Below are 22,589 nucleotides of genomic sequence, written 5' to 3'. Positions count from 1 at the left end.
CCCATACCCTGCGACCGAAGTGACCGCGCAGCTCGGATCAGCGGTCATCCAGGCCGAAGAGGTCGGCGATAGCGTAAATGTAGGGCTCCTGGGCCCCGCGCTCGCGCAGGCGGCTGATGGGCAGGTGGAGGAGCTTGTTGGCGATCCCGTGACTGAGCGCCAGCACCACCTGCCGATCTCGCTCGCTCAGGTGGCCGAGCCGGCGCAGCGCCCGGGCCGTCTCCTCCTCGCGGATCGCTTCGACCCGCTCCCGCAACTGCTGGATCACCGGCACGACTGCACGGGCATGCTCCCATTCGAGGAACTCCTGCACCTGCTCCTCGACGATTGCCTCGACTTGCGGAACAGCGCGCTCGCGAGCGCGCCGGCCCTCCTCGCACAGTTCCCGGAGACCGTCGATGTCGTGCAGCTCGATCCCCGGCAGCCCAGCGACGGCAGGCTCCACATTGCGCGGCACGGCGACGTCGATCAGCAGGAGCGGCCGTCCACCCCGCGCGGCGACCACCGGCTCGAGCCGTTGGTAAGTCAACACCGGCTCCTGAGCCCCGGTCGCGATCACAGCGAGGTCTACAGTAGCAAGCGTCTCGTCCAGGCATTCCCAGGGAACCAGATGTGCGCCCACATCGCGCGCGACTTCCCGCGCCCGATCGCCGGTGCGGTTGGCGATCCCGAGCCAGCGAGGACGATACGAGGCCAGGCTGGCCGCAACCAGCCGGCCCATCTCGCCAGCGCCGATCACCAGCGCCCGCATTCCCGCCAGCTCGCCTAGGATCGAGCGGGCGAGCTGTACGGCCGCCTGCCCGATCGAGCCGGCCCCCCGTCCGATCGGGGTCTCGGTCCGGGCGCGCTTGCCGGCCACGACCCCCAGGGTGAAGAGCCGGTCGAGTACCGGGCCGAGCGCCCCGGCCGCCCGCGCCTCCTCAGCCGCGTCCCGCACCTGGCCCAGGATCTGCGGCTCGCCGACGATCTGCGACTCCAACCCAGCCGCAACCCGGCAGAGATGTCGCGCCGCCTCCGCTCCCCGCAAGTGGATCACGTAGGGCTGTAGCGATTCAGGATCGAGCCCTGACTCCGCAGCCAGCAGCGCCAGGACATCACCAGGGGTAGTAGCGGGCCCCGCGACCCAGTAGAGCTCGGTGCGGTTACAGGTGCAGAGCGCGACCCCCTCACCCGCGATCCTGGCCAGCCGGGCCATCAGCGCAGACCGGGCGTCCATGCCCAGCGCCAGCCGCTCCCGGACTCCGACCGGCGCGGTGCGATGAGTAACGCTGAGCAGCTCGACCGGCATCCTGGCTCACCCCGCTCTTCGTCAGGACGACGCGATCTCGCGCAGTGCCTCCTCGGCAGCCTCGAGCGTGCGGTCGATCTCTTCGTCGCCGTGCGCCAGCGAGACGAACGCCGCCTCGAACTGCGACGGCGCCAGGTACACGCCCCGTCGAAGCATCGCCTGGTGGAACCGGGCGTAGCGTGCCGTGTCGGCCAGCGTCGCCGTCTCGTAGCTCGTGACCGGCTCGCTCGTGAAGAAGGCGGTCAGCATCGAGCCGGTCCGGTTGACCGCCACCGGCACGCCGGCCAGCTCGCTGGCCCGGCGCAAGCCATCGGCTAGGCGAGCGCTCAGCGCCTCCAGGCGCTCGTACGCGCCTGGACGGCGCAACAGCTCCAGCGTGGCGAGGCCGGCCTCCATCGCCAGCGGGTTCCCGGAGAGCGTGCCGGCCTGGTAGACCGGGCCGAGCGGAGCCAGCAGCTCCATCAGCTCGCGGCGCCCGCCGTAGGCGCCGACCGGCAGGCCACCGCCCAAGATCTTGCCGAGACAGGTCAGATCTGGCTGCACACCGTAGAGCTCCTGGGCTCCACCGGGAGCCAGCCGGAAGCCGGTGATCACCTCGTCGAAGATGAGGAGCGCGCCGTGCCGGCGGGTGATCTCGCGCAGCCCCTGGAGGAAGCCCTCCGCCGGTGGGACCACACCCATGTTGCCAGCCACCGGCTCCACGATCACAGCAGCGATCTCACCGCCAGCTTGAGAGAAAGCCTCTTCCACCGGCTCGAGCTGGTTGTACGGCAGCGAGATCGTATCGGCCGCAGTGCCCGGTGTGACCCCAGGACTGCTCGGGATCCCGAACGTCAACAGGCCGGAGCCGGCGGTAGCCAGCAGCGGGTCGGCGTGACCGTGATAGCAGCCGGTGAATTTGACGATCTTCGCCCGCCCGGTGGCCGCGCGCGCCAGCCGGATCGCGCTCATGGTCGCCTCGGTACCCGAATTGACGAAGCGCACCAGCTCGATTGAGGGGAAGAGCTCGACGACTCGCCGGGCGAGCGCGGTCTCCAGCTCGGTGGGCGCCCCGTAACTGGTGCCGCGCTCGACGGCCCGCTGGAGCCGCTCGACCACGTCCGGGTGAGCATGCCCGGCGATCAGCGCGCCCCAGGAGCAGACATAGTCGATGTACTCGTTGCCGTCCAGGTCGTAGAGCCGGGCGCCGGCACCACGCTGGATGAACGGCGGCGTGCCGCCGACCGCGCGGAAGGCTCGCACCGGGCTGTTCACGCCACCCGCCAAGTATCGCTGGGCCTCTTGCCAGGCCAGCTCCGAGCGCGCTAAGCTCAGCATCGTCCGCCTCCGGTTGCCCGTGCCGTTGCCTTCTGCTCTCTAGCGCTCGGCGGCCAGCAGCGCTGTCGCCTCGGCTCCGGCTTCCTCGCGGAGCCAACGGGCCACGTCCTTGGCGTGGTACGTGATGATCATGCCAGCGCCGGCACGCCGGATGCCCGTCAGCACCTCCAGCACCACGCGCCGCTCGTCGATCCAGCCGTTAAGGGCCGCCGCCTTGACCATCGCGTACTCGCCGCTCACGTTGTAGGCCGCGATCGGCACGTCGAAGCGCTCGCGCGCCAGCGCGACGACGTCCAGGTAGGCCAGGGCCGGCTTGACGATGACGGCATCGGCGCCCTCCTCGAGGTCGGTCTCGATCTCGCGCAGGGCCTCTCGACGGTTGGCGGGATCCATCTGGTGCGATCGGCGGTCGCCGAAGGCCGGGGCCGACTCGGCGGCGTCGCGGAACGGCCCGTAGAACGCCGAGGCGAACTTGGCGGCATAGGACAGGATCGGCGTCTCGATGAACCCGGCCTCATCGAGTGCCCGGCGGACCGCCAGCACCCGGCCATCCATCATGTCGGAGGGCGCCACCATGTCAGCGCCAGCCGCCGCGTGCGAGACCGCCGTGCGGGCCAGCAGCTCCAGCGTCGGGTCGTTGGCGATCTCGCCTCCGACCAGGACGCCGCAGTGGCCGTGCGAGGTGTACTCGCAGTTGCAGACATCGGTGATGACGACCATCTCCGGGTCGTAGCGCTTGATCGACCGGACGGCCTGCTGAATCACCCCGTGCTCGTCGTAGGCCCCCGACGCCAGCTCGTCTTTGTGCTCCGGGATGCCGAAGAGCAGCACGGCTCCGATCCCGAGTCCCCGCAGCTCCTCGACCTCCGAAGGGAGCTGGTCGACGCTGAGCTGGTAGACGCCCGGCATCGACGGCACTTCGCGGCGCACCCCGGTCCCGTAGGTGATGAACAGGGGATAGATCAGATCGTCGACCGAGAGCCGCGTCTCCCGCACCAGCCGTCGCAGCCCCTCACTGCGACGAAGTCGGCGGAAGCGCCGGAAGCTCAGCTCTGCTGGGTTCATCGCAATCTCTCCTCCAGGGCCTCAACGACCGTCCGCAGCAATCCCGGGATCGAGTACTCGTCCGCCACCAGGTCGACCCGAATCCCTGCCTCGCGGGCGGCAGCCGCGGTGATCGGCCCGATGCAGGCGATCACCGGGCGCTCGAGCACGCTGAGGTCATGGCCGAGCGCGGCGACCAGGTTGCGGGCCGTCGAGCTGCTCGTCAGCAGCACGATGTCCACCTCGCCTGCCCGCAGCCGTTCGAGCGCCTCCGGCGGGGGATCCACCGGCCGCGTCCGGTAGGCAGGCACCACATCCACCGCAGCCCCCGCCTCCCGCAGCGTCTCGGGCAACGTCTCGCGAGCCTCGGCGGCGCGCGGCAACAGCACGCGCCGGCCGGCGATGCCGCGCTCGACCAGCGCGGCCGCGACCGCCTCGGCCACGAACTCGCCAGGCACGAGGTCGGCTCCCAGGCCGTAGGCGCGCAGCCGCGCGGCCGTGGCCGGGCCGATCGCGGCGATCCGAATGCGCCCTAGGGAATCGGGCGTACGGCCTAGCTCGCGAAGCCGGCGGAAGAAGGCATCTACCCCGTTGACGCTCGTGAAGACTAGCCAGTCATACCGTTCGAGCTCCCGGATGGCCCGGTCGAGCGGGCCGGTGTCCTCCGGCGGGGCGATCTCGATGACCGGGCAGAGCACCGGCTCGGCACCGAGCTCACGCAGCCGGGCTACCAGTTCCCCGGCCTGGGCCAGGGCGCGGGTCACCAGCACCCGCCGGCCGGCCAGGGGCCGCGTACCTCCGGAGCGCTCAAGCAAGTCGAGCCGGCTCGTCACGGCCGCACCACCTCCTCGATGCCGAGCGCCCCCTTCAGATCGACGGCCAGTGCGCGAGCCGCCCCCAGCGCCTGCTCCTCCGGGACGATCACCTGCCGTCGTTCTAGCCTGCGCAGCGACGGGTCGCCGAGCAGTACCCGTAGCGTGACCTGCCCGTCGTCCACGGTGGCATAGGCACCGATCGGAGCTTGGCATCCACCACCAAGCGCGCGCAGGAATGCTCGCTCGACCTCGACCGCCAGCCCGGCGATCGCGTCGTGGATTCGCCCGAGCAACTCTCGCAGTTCCTGGTCGCCCGCCCGGCAGGTGACACCGAGCGCTCCCTGGCCCGGCGCGGGGACGAAGACGTCAGGTGACAGGTACTCGCTCACCCGGTCCTCCCAGCCCAGCCGGTGCAGCCCCGTGGCGGCCAGGACCACCGCGTCGTAGTCGCCCTGGTCCAGCTTGCGCAGCCGGGTATCGACATTTCCGCGGATATCGAGTGGGGTCAGGTCGGGCCGCACAGCACGGATCAGGGCCTGGCGACGCCGCGAGCTCGTCCCCACCCGAGCGCCCGGAGGCAGCTCAGCGAGCCGAGATCCGTCGCGACTGACCAGCGCGTCGCGTGGATCGGAGCGGATGACGACGGCAGCGAGCACGACGCCCTCCGGGAGCTCCGAAGGCAGATCCTTGACACTGTGCACGGCAAGATCCACTCGGCCATCGAGCAGCGCCTCGTGCAGCTCCTTCGAGAAGACGCCCTGGCCGCCGAGGATCGTCAGCGGCGTCGTCTTGTCGCGGTCACCGGCCGGGGTGATGACGATGACCTCCGTCGAGGCCTCTGGCCAGGCTTCCCGGAGGCGGGCGAGCGCCAGCTCGGTCTGCGCTCGCGCGAGCTGGCTGCCCCGGGTACCGACGCGTACCGATCGGCGTGGACCGATCATTCCCGCCCCCCAACACGGGCAAACTGCCGGCGCGAGAACTCGGCAATCGCTTCACATCCAGGCCACTCGACGATTTTTCCGGGCACTGTCGCCACTCCCACCCTGCATGACTCTCTTTGCTCAAATATCATCAAATCTGTTCAAACCTGCTCATCTACAAATGCCGGGCTGATTCTACGCACCCCGGCGCATCGCGACAAGAGAAAACTTACTAGGATACTCGGAAATGGCCTGGCCTGTCGACGGCTCTTGGCACGCACATTCCACCGCGCTCTCGCTCAGTAGGATGGCGATCCTCGGCCAGAGCCCGTGCCAGCTCAGATCATCTGGGGCAACGCTCGCAGCTTGACGACGTCGAGCCGGCCCGCGCGTCCCGGTCGAAGACTTCGCGCCAACCCGGGCAACCTGCGAAGGCCGGCCGGCGGCTCCAACCCAGGGCAGGGATGAGGTCGTCCGGCTCGTTGGTCGTGAGTGCCCACACGCCGGCTTCGACCACTCGCCGCGCCTCTCTGGTCTCATCCACTGTCCAGGTGGTGACGGCATAGCCGGCGCGCCGCAACCAGCTCACCAGGCGCTGCGTCACCATCCAGTGATGGAGTGCCACGGCATCGGCCCTGGCATACGGCAGGCCGATCGCCATCTGGAGCGCGAGCGGCCAGCGCGCGGCCGCAGTGCCACGGGCCTGAAGGCGGCCCGGCCAGCGGGTCAACATATGGCCGCGCGAGAGGCCGAAGGTGGCTTCGGGCAACATGTCCGCCAACCGGCGAAGACTGGCCGAACGCTGGCCAGTGATGAAGACTCGCTCCGGATGTCCCCAGGCCCGCACCGTCTGCGCCAGTTGCTCCTCGTACCCCTTCCCTTTCAGGTCGAGGTTGATGAGAGCCTGGCCCCCGAACTCGGAGAGAAAGTCCTCCAGGGTCAACAGCCAGGGAAGCGCATCCTTCAGCACGGAATAGGGGGTCTGCCGCACGATGAGCCGGACGTTGCTCTCGAGGCGGATCTCGCTATCGTGGATGAGGACGAGCACGCCGTCGGCCGTGGCGCGCACGTCGCACTCGAGCGCGTCGGCGCCGGCCGCGATAGCATGGCGGAAAGCAGCCGCGCTGTTCTCGATCTCGCGCGGCGCGCCGCCCCGGTGCGCGATGACGACCGGTCGCCGCACGCTGGCTGGATTGCTCACCAGAATCTCCCGACCAGCACGGCCGGCCGCGCCCGCTCGGACTTCGTGGCAGGCGGGACCTGCTCGGCGGAGGACTGGCGACCGCGGAGCCAGCGATGCAGCGAGATCAACCCCACCAGCCAGGAAGACCCCAGCAGGTACGAGCCGAGGACGTCGGTCAACCAATGGTGACCGAGATAAATCCGCGATGGCCCGACGAGCGCGATGAGCACCGCTGCCGCGCCCGCGATCAGCCGGCGCAGCGGCCGCCAGGGGGTGGCGCGCGCAGCGAGGTAGGCTGCCATTCCCCAGAACGCCGTGTAGTGGAGGGTGTGCCCGCTGGGATAACTCGTGTCGCGCAGCTTCGCCAGCGTCACCCGGATGAGCGGATGTCGCGGCCGAGGGCGGCGGATGACTAGTTTCGTCAGGAAGCTTCCCATGCTCGCCATCCAGGCCACCAACAGCAGCAGGCTCTCGAGCCGGCGTCTCGTAACCCATAGGGAGCCAACCACCAGGCCGGGCAAGATCAGGCTTTGCGGACGAAAGCCAGGCCAGCTCACCCAGCTCATCAGCTTGCCGAGGAGCGGATGATCGAGGCGCTGCACACGCAGCGTCACCGCGAGATCGAGCGCGGATTCCGGTTGCTGGCGCACCCGGCGCGCCAGCACGAGGTAGAAGAGGAATGCGACAAGGCTATAAAGAAGCGGTACCACCAGGAGAGGTGTGGCCGGCCTGCGACAACCGGCGGTTCGCGGCATCATAATCTCGACTGGCTCCGCTTGCCACCCCGCGCGGATCAACCTTTACCCCACAACGGTCTCAGCTCAGCCCGCAAGCCAGCCTGCCGCGCTTCCCGCCCCGGAACGGATCACCACCGAGCAGGCCCTCGGCACAGCAGCGAGCCGTCGAGCCGAGCTCCAAGACAGGTGCGCCGGGCCTCCCGTTACCGGCCAGGCAGGCTCTACTCGGCGAAGTCGTCAAGATCGGGGGCCTCGTAGCGCCAGAGCTTCTCTGGCCGGCGATACCCCATACCTACCAGTGCCTCGATCACCTCCCAGACCACCTCGTCCGGCGTGGAGGCACCGGCGGTGAGCCCGACGACCTGGGCGTCCTGGAACCAGCCAGGGTCGAGCTCGCTTGGCCCCTCGATGTGATAGCTGGGCACACCGCAGGCCCGGCCGACCTCAGCCAGCCGAGCCGTGTTCGAACTCTTCTTCCCCCCGATCGCCAGGATCACGTCGACTTCCTGTGCCAGCGCCTTGAGCGCTTCCTGTCGTTCCCAGGTCGGTTGGCAGATCGTGTTGATGATCCGCACCTCGCCCCCGTGCCGCGCCACCCACGACGTCAGCTCCACGGCAAATGCGAGGAACTCGTCGGTCTGCTTGGTCGTCTGCGAGACCAGCGCCACTTTGCGCGGCGGGGCCACGACTCCGGGTACGCCCCGCGGGCCAGTCCAGGGGAGGTCGCTCAGGTGCTTGGCGGCCACCGCCCGGCTAGTCCCTGCCCACCCCAGCACGCCACGCACCTCCGGGTGGTGCGCGTCGCCGTAGACGACCAGGAAATATCCCTGCCGGACCAGCTTCTCCGCGAGGCGTTGCACCTTGGTCACGAGCGGGCAAGTGGTGTCGATCAGGGTTAGCCCGTGAGACTGGGCCTCCTGAGCGCGGTCGGGTCCGGCTCCGTGCGCCGTAATGGCGACGCGCTGGAAGCCGCGGGCTTTGGCTTCGGGAACCGAGGGCAGAGGCTCGATACCCTGGCCACGCAGCCGCTGCACGACCTGCGGATTGTGGATCACGTCGCCAACGGTCGCGACCGGCCCGCCCTCCTGCGCCGCCTGCTGGATGATCTCCAGTGCGCGCCGGACTCCCCAGCAGTAGCCCATGACTTCAGCCAGGACGATCCGCCGCTCCTTGGTCGTTACTGTCATCGCTCCCTACTTCCACCCGCGGCCCTCGCCGGGTCGTCCTCGAGTCGCAGCCGCTGAGAAGGCTCTCAGCCAGCACCTCCGCCTGCGTTCGGCTCCCCCTGGCAGGAGACCAGGTGAAGCAAAGCGCCAGCGGGAGCACCGGCGAGCTTCGCCACCGGATAGAGTATACCGGGGCAGCAGCGTAGGCGCTCTGCCTAGCTATCCCAGCCGAGAAACGCGCCGCTCGTCCGGAAAGAGCAGTGGCAGCAACTCTCCAAGCGCCTGCACTTCGGCATCGGGAGGCGGTCCCCCCGGCCAGGGCCGGCCCTGGCGGTTGTACCAGATGCTCATCAGCCCGGCTGCCTGCGCTCCAGCGATGTCTACGGCGGGGTTGTCGCCGACAAAGGCAGATTGCGACGCCGGTACACCCGCGCGGTCGAGGGCGAGCCGAAAGACCGCTGGATCAGGCTTCGCCACCCCGACCTCTTCAGAGATGATGACGATCGGGAAGAGATCGGCGATTCCGAGGCGGTGCAGCTTCTCGCGCTGGATCTGGCTCGGCCCGTTGGTCACCAGCCCGGTCAGCACGCGCTGCTGCACGGCTCTGACGACCTCGAGCGCCTCATCGAAGAGGCAGAGGTCGATGAAGCGATCACTGATGTACGCCTCGATCGCGCGCTCGATTCGCCAGGAGTCGGCCAGGCCGAACTCGGCGAGCACCTCCACCAGGTCTTCAGTCCGCATCAGCGCCCCGGTCACAACGCGCTCGATGATCGCCTCGGTGTCGCTATGACGCTCTCCGGCGAGCGCAGCTTGAACGGCGCGTTCGACACGTCGCCGGAACGAGGTGGCCTGATCGCATAGAGTATCGTCGAGGTCGAAGAGAACGAGCTTCAGCGAGGGTCCCGAGCGTTGCCCAGCGCGCACGGCTTTGCCTATCCCTCCGGTACAGTCAGCAAGCCTACGCAGGCACAGAGGAGCCGTCAAGCGCTACGATGCAGAGGGCTCGAGGGAGAGCCGCGTTCGGCTAGACTGTTGAAGCGGCGCGCTACTGAGCGGAGGTAGAGAGATGAGAGAGCCAGCGAGCACCTACACGATCGAGGACTTCGTCGCGGACGCGCGGGCGGTGATGGCAGAGTGCGGTGACGATCGAGCGCGCGTCATCGAACGGTTACGACCGCTAGTCGAGAGAGTCGTCCGGGACGAGAGGTTGTTCGACGAGCGCTACCGGGCCGAGCCAGAGAACGGCAGACCACGGCACGTCTACTATCGCGCCCCGGACGGATCTCTGCAGATCTACATGGTCGAGTTCGCCCCTGGCCAGCCCACCCCGGTCCACGACCACGTGACCTGGGGAATTATCGGCGTCTGTCGCGGTAAGCAGCGCACCACCCGCTACCGCCGGCTGGACGACGGCAGCCAGCCAGGCCGCGCTGTCCTCGAAGTCATCGAGGACACGGTGCTCGAGCAGGGTGCGGTGTACCCGCTCATGCCTCCCGACGATATCCACCGGATCGAGACCGTCGGTGCGGAACCGAGTTACTCACTGCATGTCCTGGGCGCCGACCTATCTCGGCAACACCGGCATATCTTCGACCCCGAACGCGGCACGGTCGAGGCCGTCACTGGTCGAACGATGTAGCGGGCGGCAGGCATCAGAGCGCCAGCACGCCAAACCGGCCGGTCGGAGGCTGAACGGGAATTCCTGGTGTCTACCAGGACTTCTCGGTCATAGCGACGAGCTCCGTCGATCGTTACATCAGCATTGGTGTCGGAGATTCTTCGTTGCCGGCTGCCAATTACCAATTTTTAGAAGGAGCAGCACAATGGAGCTCTCGCCAGACCGGATGCTCTCGATCGTGCTCCTCGTCTCTTTTGGCGGCCTTGTGCTTTCTCGCCGGGCATCACGGTCGCTCTCCGGGCAACGCCGCGTGCTGATGATTGCTCGATCGCGTGGCCGGCTGATCAGTATTTGGACACTCATCTGTACCGGAATTCTCGGACTAACAACGGGCCTGTGGGCGCTCCTCTCGCTGCTTCTGCCGGACCCGGCTGTGCCAGCCGCTGTCTTCGCCATCGAAGCTGTCCTCCTCGACTTCGCGAGCCAGCGCGTCCGCTTCCGCGCGATGCCCTGAATCGCGGCACTCCGGCTGCCAGCCCAGCGAAATCTGCTAGGCTACCCCGAACGCTGGCGCTGAACCCGCGGCCGGTCGAGTTATCCCCCGTCATTGAGGGCCCGATCAGTGACGCTCCTGGCCAGTGGCTCGTATCAATCCATGGCGTCCTCATTTGACGGCATCCGAACCCTCGGCCATACTGCCGCGGTGTGAGTAGGACGCACCGACGGAGGGGGGAAACGATGGCTGGTCTCGTCTTCGCTGCGGTCGCTCCTCATGGATTCCCGATCATCCCCGAACTCAGCGAGGACGCGGAAGGGGCACTGGCCACGCGCGCCGCGATGCAAGAGCTGGGGCGACGCTGTGCCGCCGCGCGGCCCGAGGTGCTGGTCGTAGCCACGCCGCATGGCGTCCGGGTGGATGGCACTATCTGCCTGGCCAACGTGGCTCGAGGCGCTGGGACCCTGCGCTGGCACGGGCGCCAGGTCGAGATGAACGTGCCGGTCGACGGCCGCCTCACCGACTCGATCGCCGCGACCGCTCGGGAGATGGGCCTACCGATCGCTCTGGCCGGTTTCGCTGGCAACCGGCGCGACCAGAGCGTGATTCCGCTCGACTGGGGAACCATCACGCCGCTCTGGTTCCTCGGCCACGACCGTAACTTGGCCGGCTACGGGGATGTTCTGGCTCCGCGTCCTGAAGAGGACTCCGGCCCCCCAGTCGTCATCGCCACACCGTCACGCGCGCTCCCGCGGGCCGCCATGGTCACCTTCGGGGAAGCCATCGCCGAGGCTGCTGCTCGTGACGGCCGGCGCGTCGCGTTCATCGCTTCCTGCGACTGGGCACACACGCACCGAGCCGACGGCCCGTACGGCTTCCACCCGGACGCAGCCGTCGTCGACGAGCTCGTGGTGGCGGCCCTGCGCGACAACGATCCAGGCCGGCTCATCGACCTTCCAGAGGAGCAGGTCGCCAATGCAGCGATCGACGGCCTCTGGCAGACGCTCATGCTCGCTGGCGCGATGCGCCGCGTACCCATGCGCGGCGAGGTGCTCAGCTATGAGGCGCCCAGCTACTACGGGATGATCGTGGCAGCCTTCACTCCAGCAGGGTAAACGTGCAGTTGGCTCACGGCGCTCTCTGGGCTAGCCTTGCGGCGTTGCGTTCCAAGGCGCGAGGCTGAGCGGAGAGGACCAGCGCGTGAGTCGATGGCACCAGATCATCGCGATCCTCATCCTAATCCTCGCCGGATGTCGTGTGGACCCCGGACGGCCAGCCCCGCCGACAGCAAGCGGTGATTCGGCGGGAAGTCCGGGGGTGCCCCACGATGCCCCGACGCCCACCGCGATGCCGACTCCCACGCCCACCCCATCTCCGACCCCACTTCCGACTCCCACGCCGCCGCCACTCCCTCTCGCCCACTGCTACCAGCCGCGCTCCGACGCTCCTGGCGCGAGAACTGAAAGCCCGCCGCTCGTCCTCCAGCCAGCCGGGCCGGGTTCGCTCTTCCAGAGTTGCCAGGTCGTCTCCCTCTACGGCTACCCGGGGGAGCCACGCATGGGCGTGCTCGGCAGTGGCGAGCCGGAGGAGGTCATACCGAAGCTCCTAGAGCAGGCTGCGGCCTACGACGCTGTGAACGGACCGCGCGCGGTCGCCCCGGCTCTACATCTGATCTACGCGGTAGCGCAGGCGAACCCGACCGCTGATGGCTCGTACCTGGCTCGGATGCCCGAGGAAACGTTGCGCCGCTATCTGGCCGCCGCCGAGCAGCACGACCTCCTGGTCTTTCTCGACATCCAGCTCGGGCACAGCACCGTCGATGCCGAGCTATCGCGCATCCTCGGGTACCTCGAGCAGCCGCGCGTGCACCTGGCACTCGATCCCGAGTTCGCTACCGGTCCGGATCATGCGCCGGGTACGATCGTCGGTGGAGTTGACGCGTCGGACATCAACCGCGCGCAGGAGATGCTGCAACGACTGGTCGAAGAGCACCGGCTCCCCGACAAAATCCTCATTGTCCATCAGTTTGTGCCCAGCATGATTCGCAAGAAGAGCGAGATTCAGGACTTCCCTAACGTCGACCTGGTTATCGATCAGGATGGCTTCGGCCGGTCCGAACAGAAGGTCGCCAATTACGAGCAGTTCGTCCGTGCCGATGGTGCTGAGCACGGCGGTTTCAAATTGTTCTACGCGCAAGACCTGGATCTGATGATGCCGGAACAGGTGGTGGCATTGACGCCGCAGCCGGATGTGGTGATCTACCAGTAGCGACGCGCCGCTTTACGAATGGCCAGCAGCCAGCTAGCATGGACGCAACAGCGGTACCGCAACAGCGAAGGAGGCGGTGAGGTGAAGGCGGCCGTGCTGTGGGAGCGCCGGTCTCCCCTGGTCATCGAAGAGGTGGAGATCACTGACCCGGCACCGGGCGAGGCCCGAGTGCGGATCCTGGCGAGCGGCGTGTGCCACTCCGACCTGCACCACATCCTGCGGGACACCTATCTGGTTCTCCCCGCCGTGCTCGGCCACGAGGGAGCGGGAGTGGTCGAAGCCGTCGGTCCGGGAGTCACCCGGGTCAAGCCCGGCGATCGGGTGATCATCGCCTTCGGCTCCAAGTGCGGGGAGTGCTACTTCTGCCTCCGGGGTCTCGACCACCTCTGTGAGAAGCCGCTTCCGGCCCATGTACGGCTGCGCAAGGGTGAGCAGCCCCTGACCCCGCTGCTCGGCGTGGGATCCTTCGCCGAGTATGCGAACGTGGACGCCACCAACCTCGTCCCGATCCCCGACGAGATGCCGATCGATCGGGCGGCGCTGATTGCCTGCGGCGTGACGACCGGCATCGGGGCAGCGACCAAGACCGTGAGAGTCGAGCCCGGATCGAGCGTAGCTGTTATCGGTATCGGTGGCGTAGGCCTCAACGTGGTGCAGGGCGCCTGGCTGGCTGGCGCCGCCAGGATCATCGCGATCGACACGCTCGACTACAAGCTGGAGCTCGCTCGCCGGTTCGGCGCGACGCACGTTGTGAACGCGCAGCAGGAAGACCCGATCGAAGCGGTGCGCCGCTACACCGGCGGCCGGGGAGCTGACTACGCGTTCGAGGTCGTCGGCTTCTCGAAGACGATCGAGCAGGCGTACGAGATGGTGCGTCGCGGCGGTGTCGCCGTGGTGGTGGGCTTCGGCGCCGACGACGACTTCGTGCGCTTGCCGGCCAGTCTCATGCGCAGCGGCAAGAGCCTGGTCGGGTGCTTCTACGGATCGGTACAGCCCCACGTCGACATCCCACGCTATGTCGATCTATACCTCGCCGGGCGGATCAAACTGGACGAGCTGATCAGCCGCCGGTACCGGCTGGAGGAGATCAACCAGGCCTTCGATGCCCTCCGGGCAGGGGAGGTCGCGCGCAGTATCATTGTCTTCGAGTGAGACATGATGAAGCCATGCCCGCGCGCCCGGAGCTGGGCTTGCCGTAGCCTGGCACCAGCCGGCCGGGTGCGGGGAGAAAGCAGGACTACCCTAGGGAGGCAAGACTCAGCCGGCGCGCGCGAAGCGCCGGTTCAAGGTAGCGCGCCGGCGCCGCACCGCCCGAAGTGCAGTCTCTTGCACATCCTGTGGGGCCAGCCCGGCCGGCGTGAGCAACGCGAGCCAGCCGAGCGCCGCCGGGCTGGCGAGCCACTGAAGCGCTGCGTTATTCAGGACCGCATCCTCGACCGCCTGGCGGACCACCGCCGCCGCAAGCTGCTGGACTGGGTCGGTAGCGAACTCATCGAGTGGATCCATCTCGCGCCCCCACCCGGCAAACGGTCCGTGCACCGAAACGGTTCTGCTCTCATTAGTCTCTTCGGCACGAAGGTCCTGGTACTTGAGTGCTGTACGCGGATGAGCGATCAGGGGGATATGGGCATTCGGCTCGGCCGGAGAACGGCTGCCTGGGAAGCGGCGCATGTGCCTCGAGAGTGCATGCTGGTCGAGGCGAGTAGCCGGCGACAGCTCGTGTGAGATCGGGTTCCGTGGGAGGGCGAGGCGTGGGCGGATGGACGGTGCTCTGCGAACGCTGTGGCGCTGAGGATCCGTTGGACAGCGCCGGCTGGCGCTGCCCGCACTGTGGCGCAGCTTGGATCCTGCGCGGCCCTGACCTCTTCGATATCCAGCGGCTCCTCCCGGCCGAGCACACGCTCTGGCGCTACGAGCAGATTCTGCCGACCGCTCGATCGGAGGCGGTCTCGCTCGGCGAGGGGATGACGCCGCTGGTGCCGGGGGAACTCTCGGGCCACCCCGTATGGTTCAAGCTCGACTTCTTGCTGCCGACCGGTTCGTTCAAGGATCGCGGAGCTGCAGTCCTCGTGAGCCATCTCCGCTGCCAGGGCTACCGGAGACTGGTCGTGGACTCGTCCGGCAACGCCGCCGCCGCGCTCGCTGCCTACTGCGCTGCCGCCAGGCTCGAATGCCATGTCTTCGCGCCGGCGGCCACATCACCAGCCAAGCTGGCCCAGGCACGCGCCTACGGCGCAGAGGTGACGCTCGTCGAGGGCTCCCGGGAGCGCGTTGCCGCGACTGCCCAGCGTGCCGCCACAGCCGACCCCGCGGCCGCCTATGCGAGCCACAACTGGCATCCGGTCTTCGTCGAGGGAACGAAGACGTGGCTGCTCGAGGTGTGGGAGCAGCTCGGAGGGCGCTTCCCGAGTGCCTGCTTTCTGCCAGTCGGCGGAGGGAGCTTGCTCATCGGCGCCTGGCGGGCCTGCCAGGCCCTTCCCGGACCGTACCCGAAACTCGTTGCGGCTCAGCCGCTCGCCTGCGCGCCGCTCGTGCAGGCGTTCGAGCGCGGGGAACCAGACGTGTCACCGGTCGCTCCAGCGACCACCCTGGCTGAGGGTGCTCGGATCGCCGCGCCACCGCGAGGGCGCCAGATGCTGGCGGCTATCCGCCGGAGCGATGGGTGGGTCGAGGCGATCGATGAAGACTCGCTGGTGGACACGCTCCGCCAGCTCTGGCGACAGGGACTCTACGTCGAGCCCACCGCTGCGCTCGGTGCGGCAGCGTTCCGCCAAGCCGTCGCGCGCGGCCGGCCGATGCCCGCCGGCGAGGCGGTGATCGTGCTGACGGGTTCCGGATTGAAGACGGGCAGCCTCGCCTTGGAATAGGGAGGCGAGAAGCCTCAGGCCGACGTGCCCCGGGGAATCTGATGGACGAGGGAAATTCCCCTTCACTCGACGACGATGAGATCGCGAGGGTACGTTGTCAGATACCGGCCACCCTGCTCGGTCACGACGACGGTATCGCCGACCGATAGACCAGGACCGGCAGTGAGCACCATATGGAAGACCATGCCGGCAGCCAGCGGTCGATACTCGTCGCGAACGATCCAGAAGCGGTCGAGCTCGCTCCACCCGATCCGGCACTCATGGCAGGCGAGCGCATAGCCCGAGAGCTGCATGGTCCAGAGCCCAATCGGCAGCTTGGACCGAACGAACGCGTCGAGCTCTGAGGGGATCGCGCCCGGAACCAGACGCGTGATCTGCTCTTCCTGCGCGAGCCGCACCTGCTCGTATAGCTCAGCCATCTCGGCGGAGGGAGGACCCACTGACACCATCCTGGTCAGCCGCGCCCAGTAGCGATTCACGCTGTTGGTCATCTCCATTCGTACCAGATCGCCATGTTGCAGGGTGCGGTCACCGAGTCGACCATCGACGTCGCGCAGTCGCTCCCCAGAGACGATGGTGCCGGGAAACAACGTGTCGGCTCCCGCGCGAACGAGTGTGCCGGCCAGGGCTGCAGCGATCTCCCGCTCGCGCACGCCGGCACGGACAGCCGCAACGCCGGTCTCCAGGCCCCGCTGAACGGCTATGGCAGCCTGCCGGTGCTGCTCGATCTCTTCGGGGGACTTCACGAGCCGGAGCCAGCCGATCGCATCCGAGAGATCAACCCCGAGGGCGCCCGGCCACTCGGCCATAAGCTGCTCATACCGGCGCGCAGCGAGGTGGTACGACGCTTTCTCGATGCCGACCCGCCGCAGTCGCGGCACGAGCTTCCTGGCCAGCCGGGCGGCCAGCACCACCGGATTATCCCAGTCGTTGTAGAACGCTGGTACATCGAGCCAGGATGTGCTGAGAAAGGACAACTCCTCAGTGTACCTCAACAGATGGACCGGTTCGTTATCCATCGGTACGAGCAGTGCCTGAAACGCGGAACCCGAGCCGGCGAAGCCGGTCAGGTAATAGATCGTGTCGGCGTCCACCAGCACAGCGAGATCGACCTGATGGTCGGTCAGAATGCGCCGCAGGGACTGCCAGCGCCGCGCGAATTCCTGATCGGTGAAGACGCGTCGAGCAATCGGACCTGTCATACTGCCTCCCGGTCTCGCTGGCGAGCGTCGCTTTCACCGGCGATCTGGTAGCATACGGAACGCGGCCAGGGCGTCGCGGGATTGGTTGTCCGGCGTGGCGCCTGCGACTGCAGGACGCCGTCCGCGCGGAGGGCTGGATGCAGCGAGAGCACCAGCGGCTTCTCCTCCCAGTTTACCTGCCCACTGTCCTGCTCGCATTCGGGCAGGGCGTGATGGTACCCATCCTGCCCCTGTACGCATTGGAGTTCGGCGGCTCTTACGGCCTCGCTGGACTCGTCGTGTCGGCCGCCTGGATCGGCACCCTGCTCGCGGATCTCCCTACTGGACTGTTGCTACCCCGGCTGGGCTTCCGCCGCTCGATGGTGATCGGCTGCGGTCTGTTCGGCACCGGGACTATCGCGCTCGCATTCGCTGGGTTCGCGCCTGAGTTGATCCTCTACCGCTTTATCGCTGGGATCGGAACCGCACTCTGGGGACTTTCACGGCACACCTACGTGACTCACGCCGTGCCCACTGCTTCGAGGGGGCGTGCCATCGCTGTCTTCGGCGGCATCAACCGTATCGGATGGTTCGCCGGCCCCGCTGTGGGCGGGCTACTCGGGCAACTGTACGGCCTGAGCGTCCCGATCCTGGTTGCGGGGGCGCTGGCGTTCGTCGCGCTGGCCATAGCAGCCGTCGCTGTAGATCCGCCAGCGAGTTGGACTCCCCTCTCCGGTCACCAGTTCGGAGTTGGAGTGCTCCGCGAGATCGTCCAGGACCGACAGCGTGAGCTCCTGGCCGCCGGTTCTGCGCAGATTTTCGCCCAGATGATCCGCGCTGCCCGGCAACTGGTGATCCCGCTCTACGGTAGCGAGGTCATCGGGCTCGATCGCGCAGAGGTAGGCTTCATCTTGAGCCTTATGTCGGTGGTCGACATGTCCCTCTTCGTACCGGCCGGCATGATCATGGACCGCTATGGGCGAAAGGCCGCTGCGGTGCCATCCTTTCTCATCCTCGGACTCGGCATGGCACTTATCCCCTTCACCGACAGCTACTGGACGCTCCTCGGCGCAGCACTGGTGCTCGGGTTCGGCAACGGGATCGGCTCGGGCACGATGATGACACTAGGGGCCGACCTGGCGCCGCGTGGGCGCACCGGCGAGTTCCTGGGCATCTGGCGGCTCATCGGCGATAGCGGCCAGGCCCTGGCGCCGCTGATCATCGGAACCGTCGCCGACTTGATCGGGCTCGTCCTCACGGCTGGGACAGTCGCCGGCCTCGGGCTGGCTGCGGCCGGCACCCTGGCTCTCTTCGTAGAGGAAACACGCTGGAAACAAGAAACTCGCCCGGTTACCGCTCAGCAACAGGTGGCAAAGGGAGACTGAGCCTCTCCTACTGCACGATGTAGAAACAGTTCCCCCCGTAGTCGGCGTTCGCAACCAGCGTCCAGTAGCCGCCCAGCGGCGGCACCTCTCCCTCCAGCCATCGGACCCAGATCAGGTAGTTTCCTGGTGGGAGGATCAACCCGTGCCACCGGAGATCTTCGCGGCAAGTCACGCGCCCTGAACCGGGCGGGTAGATTGGACAGTCCTGGCAGCCGCCGAGCGTCAGCACCTGGTGAACCGGCCCTTCGATCGTCACCTCCAGCGCGTACGGGCTCTGGTTGCCGGACGCGAAGGCAGCCTGCCCGCCCAGTTCGGACGCCACCAGCATGTACGGCGTCGGCCCCAGCGGTTCGTGGACGTTCTGGATGAGCGGAGGCTCAACCGGGATATCCATGGCGTACCGCCAGCGGAAGTAGTGCTGGCCGACGTTCCCCGCCTCAACCTTCCACCCCTCAGGGTTGTCGGGCGTATACGTGAGGCAGCGTCGCTCGAAGCACTGGATCAGCACAGTGCGCCGAACTCCACCGACGTTGACCGTTGCCCAGTACGCCTCACTGATCGGAAAGCCGGTGGCGTAGAAGGGATCCTGGAAAAGCGGCGCGAGCCGCGACAGTCCATCTTCGTAGACTAGTCCTCCACTCGTCATGAAGTCCCAGAAGGGTGAGGCGACCTGGTGCCCGGTTTCAGGGACGTAGTACGCAGTGACGACGCCGAAGGCCCCCAGCTCCGGACGCTCGGTGATGGTCCCGTCGTGCTGCAGGTGCTGGACGATCAGGACACCATCCGGCAACGGCGGGAGGCGAACAAGCCGGCCGAACGTGGCATAGGTCGGCGCACCGGGATCGTCGGTATCGCCCGCCACGTTAAGCTCTGCCGGCGCTCGCTGCTCAAAAGCGGTGTTGCCGAGTTTGAGCTTCCCGGTAACCATCTCAACGACCAGCAAGCCGTTGGTTACGTACCAGATCGATTCCGGATCGGCCGCTGGATCGGTGATCTCCATGCGCGACTTGTCGAAGTACTGCACGATCCGGAGCCCATTCGACCCCTCGGCATAGGATTCCTGCATCGCGGCGCTGAACGCGCTCGGCCCCCACATCCAGGTTCGGCTGACCTGGAGATCTGAGACGGGCTTGTCAGTCCTGGCCCACACGCGCCAGAATGCGTCGCTCCCCGGCTGTACCGCACCGCCCGGTAAAGATGGCCCCGAGGGGAACCAACAGCAGGACCACGACGAAGGGCAGCCAGCGCTTCCGCTTCATCATCGAATCTCCCCCAAATCAGCCACAAGCGCAAGCATGCCTTCGGTCCGCGCTCGAGTCGCCATCCCCAAGTGAGGACGATCTTCGGACCAGGGTCGCCGCCGTCGAGCACGATGGCGAAGCCTTCCTGGTGTTTCAGAGGGCTGGGAACAGTGTCAGCACGGTAACGGATGGGTGAGCCGGCGTCAACAGGTGGAAATATTGCGGGTCGATAGCACCGTCTCACCGCCCGACGCGGCGACCCGGCACTGCTGTCCACAAGCAGAGAGTGCCGGATACACCGGCAGTGCGCCCGCTGCGACGGATTTCGGCGCCACGAGGCTAGTGTTTCAGCGCTGGAAAGGACCGGCATGCCAACCAGGCGCGGGTACATCGATGGACCCCGATAGCCGGAAGTACTCTTGCCCGGCCCCGACCCGGGTGGCACAATCGGCGACGCCACCCCGCTGAGCAGCTCGGCAGGCAGCGGCCCCCATCCGTTAGCCTGCCAGGGGGACGAGCGTCAGCTCTGGAAGGGGTTCGTTCGAGGATGCCAGCGAGCAGCCGCTATGATCTGTACGCAACCCGTTACCCTCTGCTCCCGCTCAAGAGCGTCGTGATCTTCCCGCACAGTATCGTGACCCTGCTGGTCGGCAAGCCGCGGTCGATCCAGACCGTCGAGGCAGCGATGGCTCATGATCACTGCCTCGTCGTCGTGACCCATCGGGATCCCGAGATCGAAGACCCGCAAGCTGATGACCTGCACCAGGTGGGAACGCTGGTGAGGATCTCCTCACTGGAACCACAACCCACCGGCGGCTATCAGGTACGGCTCGAAGGGCTCCAGCGGGTCTGCATCGTGACCGTCGACAGCCAGCGCCCATACCTCACCGCCCGCGTCGAGCCGTTCAACGAAGTCCTGCCAGCCGCCGCCGAGGCAGCGATCCTGATCCGCCACCTGCGCGAGCTCGTCAACCGGTGCCAGGAGCTACGCGGCGGTCTCGGTGATGACGTGCTGGCATTGCTGCGCCAGACCGATGACCCAGCCCACTTCGCCGACCTCCTGGCCACGCAGGTGATCCGTGAAGCGGCCCGAAGGCAAAGCTTCCTCGAAAATCCTGACGTCCTCAGCCGCTTGGAACAGCTCGCGATCGCCCTGACGACGGAGATCGACCTGGCCCAACTGGAGCAACGCATCCGCGATCGTGTCCGTGAGCAGATCGATCGCAGCCAGCGCGAGTTCTACCTCCGCGAGCAGCTTAAAGTCATCCATAACGAGCTGGCGGGCGAGGCTGGTAGTGAGACCGAGGCCCTGCGCGCCCGCATCCGGGAGCTCGCGCTGCCGGAAGAGGTGACTGAGCGCTTGCTCCGCGAGGTCGATCGTCTCGAGCGCATGCCCGCCGTCTCAGCCGAAGGGGCTCTCCTCCGCACCTATATCGAAACCGTCCTCGCCCTCCCTTGGAACCAGGAGACCGAAGACAACCTCGACCTGGCCCACGCGCAGGAAATCCTGGAGCGCGACCACTACGGGCTGGAGCAGGTCAAGGAGCGCATCATCGAGTTCCTCGCCGTGCGCAAGCTCACCGCCGGCCGAAACAGCTCTCACCCGACTATCCTCTGCTTCGTCGGACCACCGGGAGTCGGCAAGACCAGCCTCGGCCGCTCGATCGCCACGGCAATGGGGCGCTCCTTCGCTCGGGTCAGTCTCGGCGGCGTGCGGGACGAGGCCGAGATCCGGGGCCATCGCCGCACGTACATCGGCGCCTATCCCGGGCGGATCATCGGTGCGCTGCGCCGGGCCGGCACGCTCAACCCGGTCATCCTGCTCGACGAGATCGACAAACTGTCGGCCGACTATCGCGGCGATCCTGCGGCGGCGCTGCTCGAGGTACTCGACCCCGAGCAGAACCGCCAGTTTACCGACCATTACCTCGATATGCCTTTCGACCTCTCCCGCGTGCTCTTTATCACCACCGCGAACACGCTATCGACCGTACCCCGCGCTCTGCGCGACCGGCTCGAGGTCATCGAGATCGGCGGGTATACCGAGCAGGAGAAGCTGGAGATCGGCAAGCGGCATCTGCTGCCTCGCCAGCTCGAGGCGCACGGGCTCGAGCCGGGCACGCTCGAGATTCCGGATGCCACCTGGCGAGCGCTCATCCGCGGCTACACGCACGAGGCCGGCGTACGCGAGCTGGAGCGGCAGATCGGCGCGATCTGCCGCAAGGTCGCGCGCGACATCGTTCAGGGGAAGGATCAGCGGGTACGGTTGACCCGGCGGCGGTTGGCTCAGTACCTCGGCCCACAACGCTACGACCGAACAGAACCCCACCGAGAACCTCAGGTCGGCGTGGCGCTGGGCTTGGCTGCGACCCAGGTCGGTGGCACGGTGATCGCAGTGGAGGTCGCGGCTATGCCGGGCCGCGGCAACCTCACCATCACCGGGCAGGCCGGCGAGATCATGCAGGAGTCGGCCCGCGCCGCTCTCAGCTACATCCGCTCGCGGGCTGCCAAGCTCGGCTTGCAGCCGGACTTCGCCGAGCGCTGCGACCTGCACATCCACCTGCCCGAGGGGGCGCAGCCGAAGGAGGGGCCATCGGCCGGCATCACGATGGCGATTGCCCTGATCTCGGCGTTGACCGACCGGCCGGTGCGGGCCGACGTGGCGATGACCGGTGAGGTCACGCTGCGGGGCCGCGTGCTCGCGGTCGGCGGCCTCAAGGAAAAGGCCCTGGCGGCTCACCGTGCCGGGATCCGCCACCTGATCGCGCCCGCTGACAACCGGCGTGAGCTCTCCCGGCTGCCGGAACCGGTGGCCAGCGAACTCCAGTTCCACTGGGTGTCCAATATGGACGAGGTCCTCGGCATCGCGCTGCTCCCGGCACAGCCGAGCGACGGGCTCGCGGTGGTAGGCGCGGACGGCGCGATCACCGACGCCGCCGCTGCCGCCCACGGGAGCCCAGAATCGGCCGGCGAGGCAGTCGCGGGTACGTAACAGGCGACGCCGGGGAGCAGCCGGCGTCGCCTGCTAGGCCACTGCACACGTTCGCCAAAGGATGCGCC

21 protein-coding genes are annotated in these 22,589 nt (G+C 67.4%); 8 read left to right on the top strand and 13 right to left on the bottom strand.

Annotated elements, in window-relative coordinates; genetic code table 11:
• Positions 1 to 37: 37 nt before the first annotated feature.
• The 9 genes from hemA to NET02_RS01130 form a co-directional block, all read right to left on the bottom strand.
• Positions 38 to 1,288: a glutamyl-tRNA reductase gene (gene hemA / locus NET02_RS01170; RefSeq protein ID WP_284055537.1), complete on the bottom strand. Its 1,251-nt coding sequence runs from the start codon at positions 1,286 to 1,288 to the stop codon at positions 38 to 40.
• Between the two features lie 21 nt (positions 1,289 to 1,309).
• Positions 1,310 to 2,605, bottom strand: coding sequence for a glutamate-1-semialdehyde 2,1-aminomutase (hemL, locus tag NET02_RS01165; RefSeq protein ID WP_284055536.1), 1,296 nt, complete (start codon positions 2,603 to 2,605; stop codon positions 1,310 to 1,312).
• 39 nt (positions 2,606 to 2,644) lie between these two features.
• Positions 2,645 to 3,670, bottom strand: coding sequence for a porphobilinogen synthase (gene hemB, locus NET02_RS01160; protein ID WP_284055535.1), 1,026 nt, complete (start codon positions 3,668 to 3,670; stop codon positions 2,645 to 2,647).
• The gene (locus NET02_RS01155) at positions 3,667 to 4,482 is read right to left on the bottom strand and encodes a uroporphyrinogen-III synthase (protein ID WP_284055534.1); all 816 of its coding nucleotides are present in this window, start codon (positions 4,480 to 4,482) and stop codon (positions 3,667 to 3,669) included. Before NET02_RS01155 ends, hemB begins: the two co-directional genes overlap by 4 nt.
• Positions 4,479 to 5,405 (bottom strand): hydroxymethylbilane synthase, encoded by a 927-nt coding sequence (hemC, locus tag NET02_RS01150; RefSeq protein WP_284055533.1) that lies wholly within the window; start codon positions 5,403 to 5,405, stop codon positions 4,479 to 4,481. The genes NET02_RS01155 and hemC overlap by 4 nt, the downstream gene beginning before the upstream one ends.
• Positions 5,406 to 5,727: 322 nt before the next feature.
• Positions 5,728 to 6,585: a glycerophosphodiester phosphodiesterase gene (locus NET02_RS01145; protein ID WP_284055532.1), complete on the bottom strand. Its 858-nt coding sequence runs from the start codon at positions 6,583 to 6,585 to the stop codon at positions 5,728 to 5,730.
• The gene (locus tag NET02_RS01140; protein WP_284055531.1) at positions 6,582 to 7,325 is read right to left on the bottom strand and encodes a phosphatase PAP2 family protein; all 744 of its coding nucleotides are present in this window, start codon (positions 7,323 to 7,325) and stop codon (positions 6,582 to 6,584) included. The genes NET02_RS01145 and NET02_RS01140 overlap by 4 nt, the downstream gene beginning before the upstream one ends.
• A gap of 200 nt (positions 7,326 to 7,525) precedes the next feature.
• Positions 7,526 to 8,491, bottom strand: a complete 966-nt coding sequence (ispH, locus tag NET02_RS01135; RefSeq protein WP_284055530.1) for a 4-hydroxy-3-methylbut-2-enyl diphosphate reductase — start codon at positions 8,489 to 8,491, stop codon at positions 7,526 to 7,528.
• Between the two features lie 198 nt (positions 8,492 to 8,689).
• Complete coding sequence (locus NET02_RS01130; RefSeq protein ID WP_284055529.1) at positions 8,690 to 9,397, bottom strand: HAD family hydrolase; 708 nt, start codon at positions 9,395 to 9,397, stop codon at positions 8,690 to 8,692.
• A gap of 142 nt (positions 9,398 to 9,539) precedes the next feature.
• On the opposite strand from NET02_RS01130, the gene NET02_RS01125 reads away from it, so the two are divergent.
• From NET02_RS01125 to NET02_RS01105, 5 genes are all read left to right on the top strand, one after another.
• Positions 9,540 to 10,112, top strand: coding sequence for a cysteine dioxygenase family protein (locus NET02_RS01125; protein ID WP_284055528.1), 573 nt, complete (start codon positions 9,540 to 9,542; stop codon positions 10,110 to 10,112).
• 184 nt (positions 10,113 to 10,296) lie between these two features.
• Positions 10,297 to 10,605, top strand: a complete 309-nt coding sequence (locus NET02_RS01120) for a hypothetical protein (protein WP_284055527.1) — start codon at positions 10,297 to 10,299, stop codon at positions 10,603 to 10,605.
• A 224-nt stretch (positions 10,606 to 10,829) separates the two neighbouring features.
• The gene (locus tag NET02_RS01115; protein WP_284055526.1) at positions 10,830 to 11,702 is read left to right on the top strand and encodes a class III extradiol dioxygenase subunit B-like domain-containing protein; all 873 of its coding nucleotides are present in this window, start codon (positions 10,830 to 10,832) and stop codon (positions 11,700 to 11,702) included.
• Positions 11,703 to 12,144: 442 nt separating this feature from the next.
• On the top strand, positions 12,145 to 12,855 hold the full coding sequence (locus tag NET02_RS01110; RefSeq protein ID WP_284055525.1) for a hypothetical protein: 711 nt from the start codon (positions 12,145 to 12,147) through the stop codon (positions 12,853 to 12,855).
• Between the two features lie 81 nt (positions 12,856 to 12,936).
• A complete protein-coding gene (locus NET02_RS01105; protein WP_284055524.1) occupies positions 12,937 to 14,007 on the top strand; it encodes a Zn-dependent alcohol dehydrogenase in 1,071 nt (356 codons plus the stop codon).
• A 105-nt stretch (positions 14,008 to 14,112) separates the two neighbouring features.
• On the opposite strand, the gene NET02_RS01100 is transcribed toward NET02_RS01105, so the two are convergent.
• Entirely contained in the window at positions 14,113 to 14,361 is a 249-nt protein-coding gene (locus NET02_RS01100) for a hypothetical protein (RefSeq protein ID WP_284055523.1), read from the bottom strand.
• A 245-nt stretch (positions 14,362 to 14,606) separates the two neighbouring features.
• On the opposite strand from NET02_RS01100, the gene NET02_RS01095 reads away from it, so the two are divergent.
• Positions 14,607 to 15,722 (top strand): pyridoxal-phosphate dependent enzyme, encoded by a 1,116-nt coding sequence (locus NET02_RS01095; protein WP_284055522.1) that lies wholly within the window; start codon positions 14,607 to 14,609, stop codon positions 15,720 to 15,722.
• Between the two features lie 62 nt (positions 15,723 to 15,784).
• Here the strand turns inward: NET02_RS01095 and NET02_RS01090 are convergent, their stop codons facing one another.
• Positions 15,785 to 16,924, bottom strand: coding sequence for a M24 family metallopeptidase (locus NET02_RS01090; protein WP_284055521.1), 1,140 nt, complete (start codon positions 16,922 to 16,924; stop codon positions 15,785 to 15,787).
• Positions 16,925 to 17,061: 137 nt separating this feature from the next.
• Between NET02_RS01090 and NET02_RS01085 the strand changes: the two genes are divergently transcribed.
• Complete coding sequence (locus NET02_RS01085) at positions 17,062 to 18,288, top strand: MFS transporter (RefSeq protein WP_284055520.1); 1,227 nt, start codon at positions 17,062 to 17,064, stop codon at positions 18,286 to 18,288.
• A gap of 7 nt (positions 18,289 to 18,295) precedes the next feature.
• On the opposite strand, the gene NET02_RS01080 is transcribed toward NET02_RS01085, so the two are convergent.
• The gene (locus tag NET02_RS01080; protein WP_284055519.1) at positions 18,296 to 19,354 is read right to left on the bottom strand and encodes a hypothetical protein; all 1,059 of its coding nucleotides are present in this window, start codon (positions 19,352 to 19,354) and stop codon (positions 18,296 to 18,298) included.
• A gap of 67 nt (positions 19,355 to 19,421) precedes the next feature.
• A complete protein-coding gene (locus tag NET02_RS01075; RefSeq protein ID WP_284055518.1) occupies positions 19,422 to 19,550 on the bottom strand; it encodes a hypothetical protein in 129 nt (42 codons plus the stop codon).
• 526 nt (positions 19,551 to 20,076) lie between these two features.
• On the opposite strand from NET02_RS01075, the gene lon reads away from it, so the two are divergent.
• Positions 20,077 to 22,521, top strand: a complete 2,445-nt coding sequence (gene lon / locus NET02_RS01070) for an endopeptidase La (protein ID WP_284055517.1) — start codon at positions 20,077 to 20,079, stop codon at positions 22,519 to 22,521.
• The last annotated feature ends 68 nt before the right edge of the window (positions 22,522 to 22,589 follow it).

The sequence above is a fragment of the Thermalbibacter longus genome, assembly GCF_023806485.1.
Lineage (GTDB): Bacteria > Chloroflexota > Chloroflexia > Thermomicrobiales > Thermomicrobiaceae > Thermalbibacter > Thermalbibacter longus.
The sequence above is the reverse complement of the archived record's forward strand: the minus strand, read 5'-3'. Positions and strand labels throughout refer to the sequence as shown.

Bases quoted from the DNA above. Each gene is read 5' to 3' on its own strand.
- hemA (WP_284055537.1), bottom strand. From the start codon at position 1,288: ATGCCGGTCGAGCTGCTCAGCGTTACTCATCGCACCGCGCCGGTCGGA.
- hemL (WP_284055536.1), bottom strand. From the start codon at position 2,605: ATGCTGAGCTTAGCGCGCTCGGAGCTGGCCTGGCAAGAGGCCCAGCGA.
- hemB (WP_284055535.1), bottom strand. From the start codon at position 3,670: ATGAACCCAGCAGAGCTGAGCTTCCGGCGCTTCCGCCGACTTCGTCGC.
- hemC (WP_284055533.1), bottom strand. From the start codon at position 5,405: ATGATCGGTCCACGCCGATCGGTACGCGTCGGTACCCGGGGCAGCCAG.
- NET02_RS01140 (WP_284055531.1), bottom strand. From the start codon at position 7,325: ATGATGCCGCGAACCGCCGGTTGTCGCAGGCCGGCCACACCTCTCCTG.
- ispH (WP_284055530.1), bottom strand. From the start codon at position 8,491: ATGACAGTAACGACCAAGGAGCGGCGGATCGTCCTGGCTGAAGTCATG.
- NET02_RS01125 (WP_284055528.1), top strand. From the start codon at position 9,540: ATGAGAGAGCCAGCGAGCACCTACACGATCGAGGACTTCGTCGCGGAC.
- NET02_RS01120 (WP_284055527.1), top strand. From the start codon at position 10,297: ATGGAGCTCTCGCCAGACCGGATGCTCTCGATCGTGCTCCTCGTCTCT.
- NET02_RS01115 (WP_284055526.1), top strand. From the start codon at position 10,830: ATGGCTGGTCTCGTCTTCGCTGCGGTCGCTCCTCATGGATTCCCGATC.
- NET02_RS01110 (WP_284055525.1), top strand. From the start codon at position 12,145: ATGGGCGTGCTCGGCAGTGGCGAGCCGGAGGAGGTCATACCGAAGCTC.
- NET02_RS01100 (WP_284055523.1), bottom strand. From the start codon at position 14,361: ATGGATCCACTCGATGAGTTCGCTACCGACCCAGTCCAGCAGCTTGCG.
- NET02_RS01090 (WP_284055521.1), bottom strand. From the start codon at position 16,924: ATGACAGGTCCGATTGCTCGACGCGTCTTCACCGATCAGGAATTCGCG.
- NET02_RS01085 (WP_284055520.1), top strand. From the start codon at position 17,062: ATGCAGCGAGAGCACCAGCGGCTTCTCCTCCCAGTTTACCTGCCCACT.
- NET02_RS01080 (WP_284055519.1), bottom strand. From the start codon at position 19,354: ATGCAGGAATCCTATGCCGAGGGGTCGAATGGGCTCCGGATCGTGCAG.
- NET02_RS01075 (WP_284055518.1), bottom strand. From the start codon at position 19,550: ATGATGAAGCGGAAGCGCTGGCTGCCCTTCGTCGTGGTCCTGCTGTTG.
- lon (WP_284055517.1), top strand. From the start codon at position 20,077: ATGCCAGCGAGCAGCCGCTATGATCTGTACGCAACCCGTTACCCTCTG.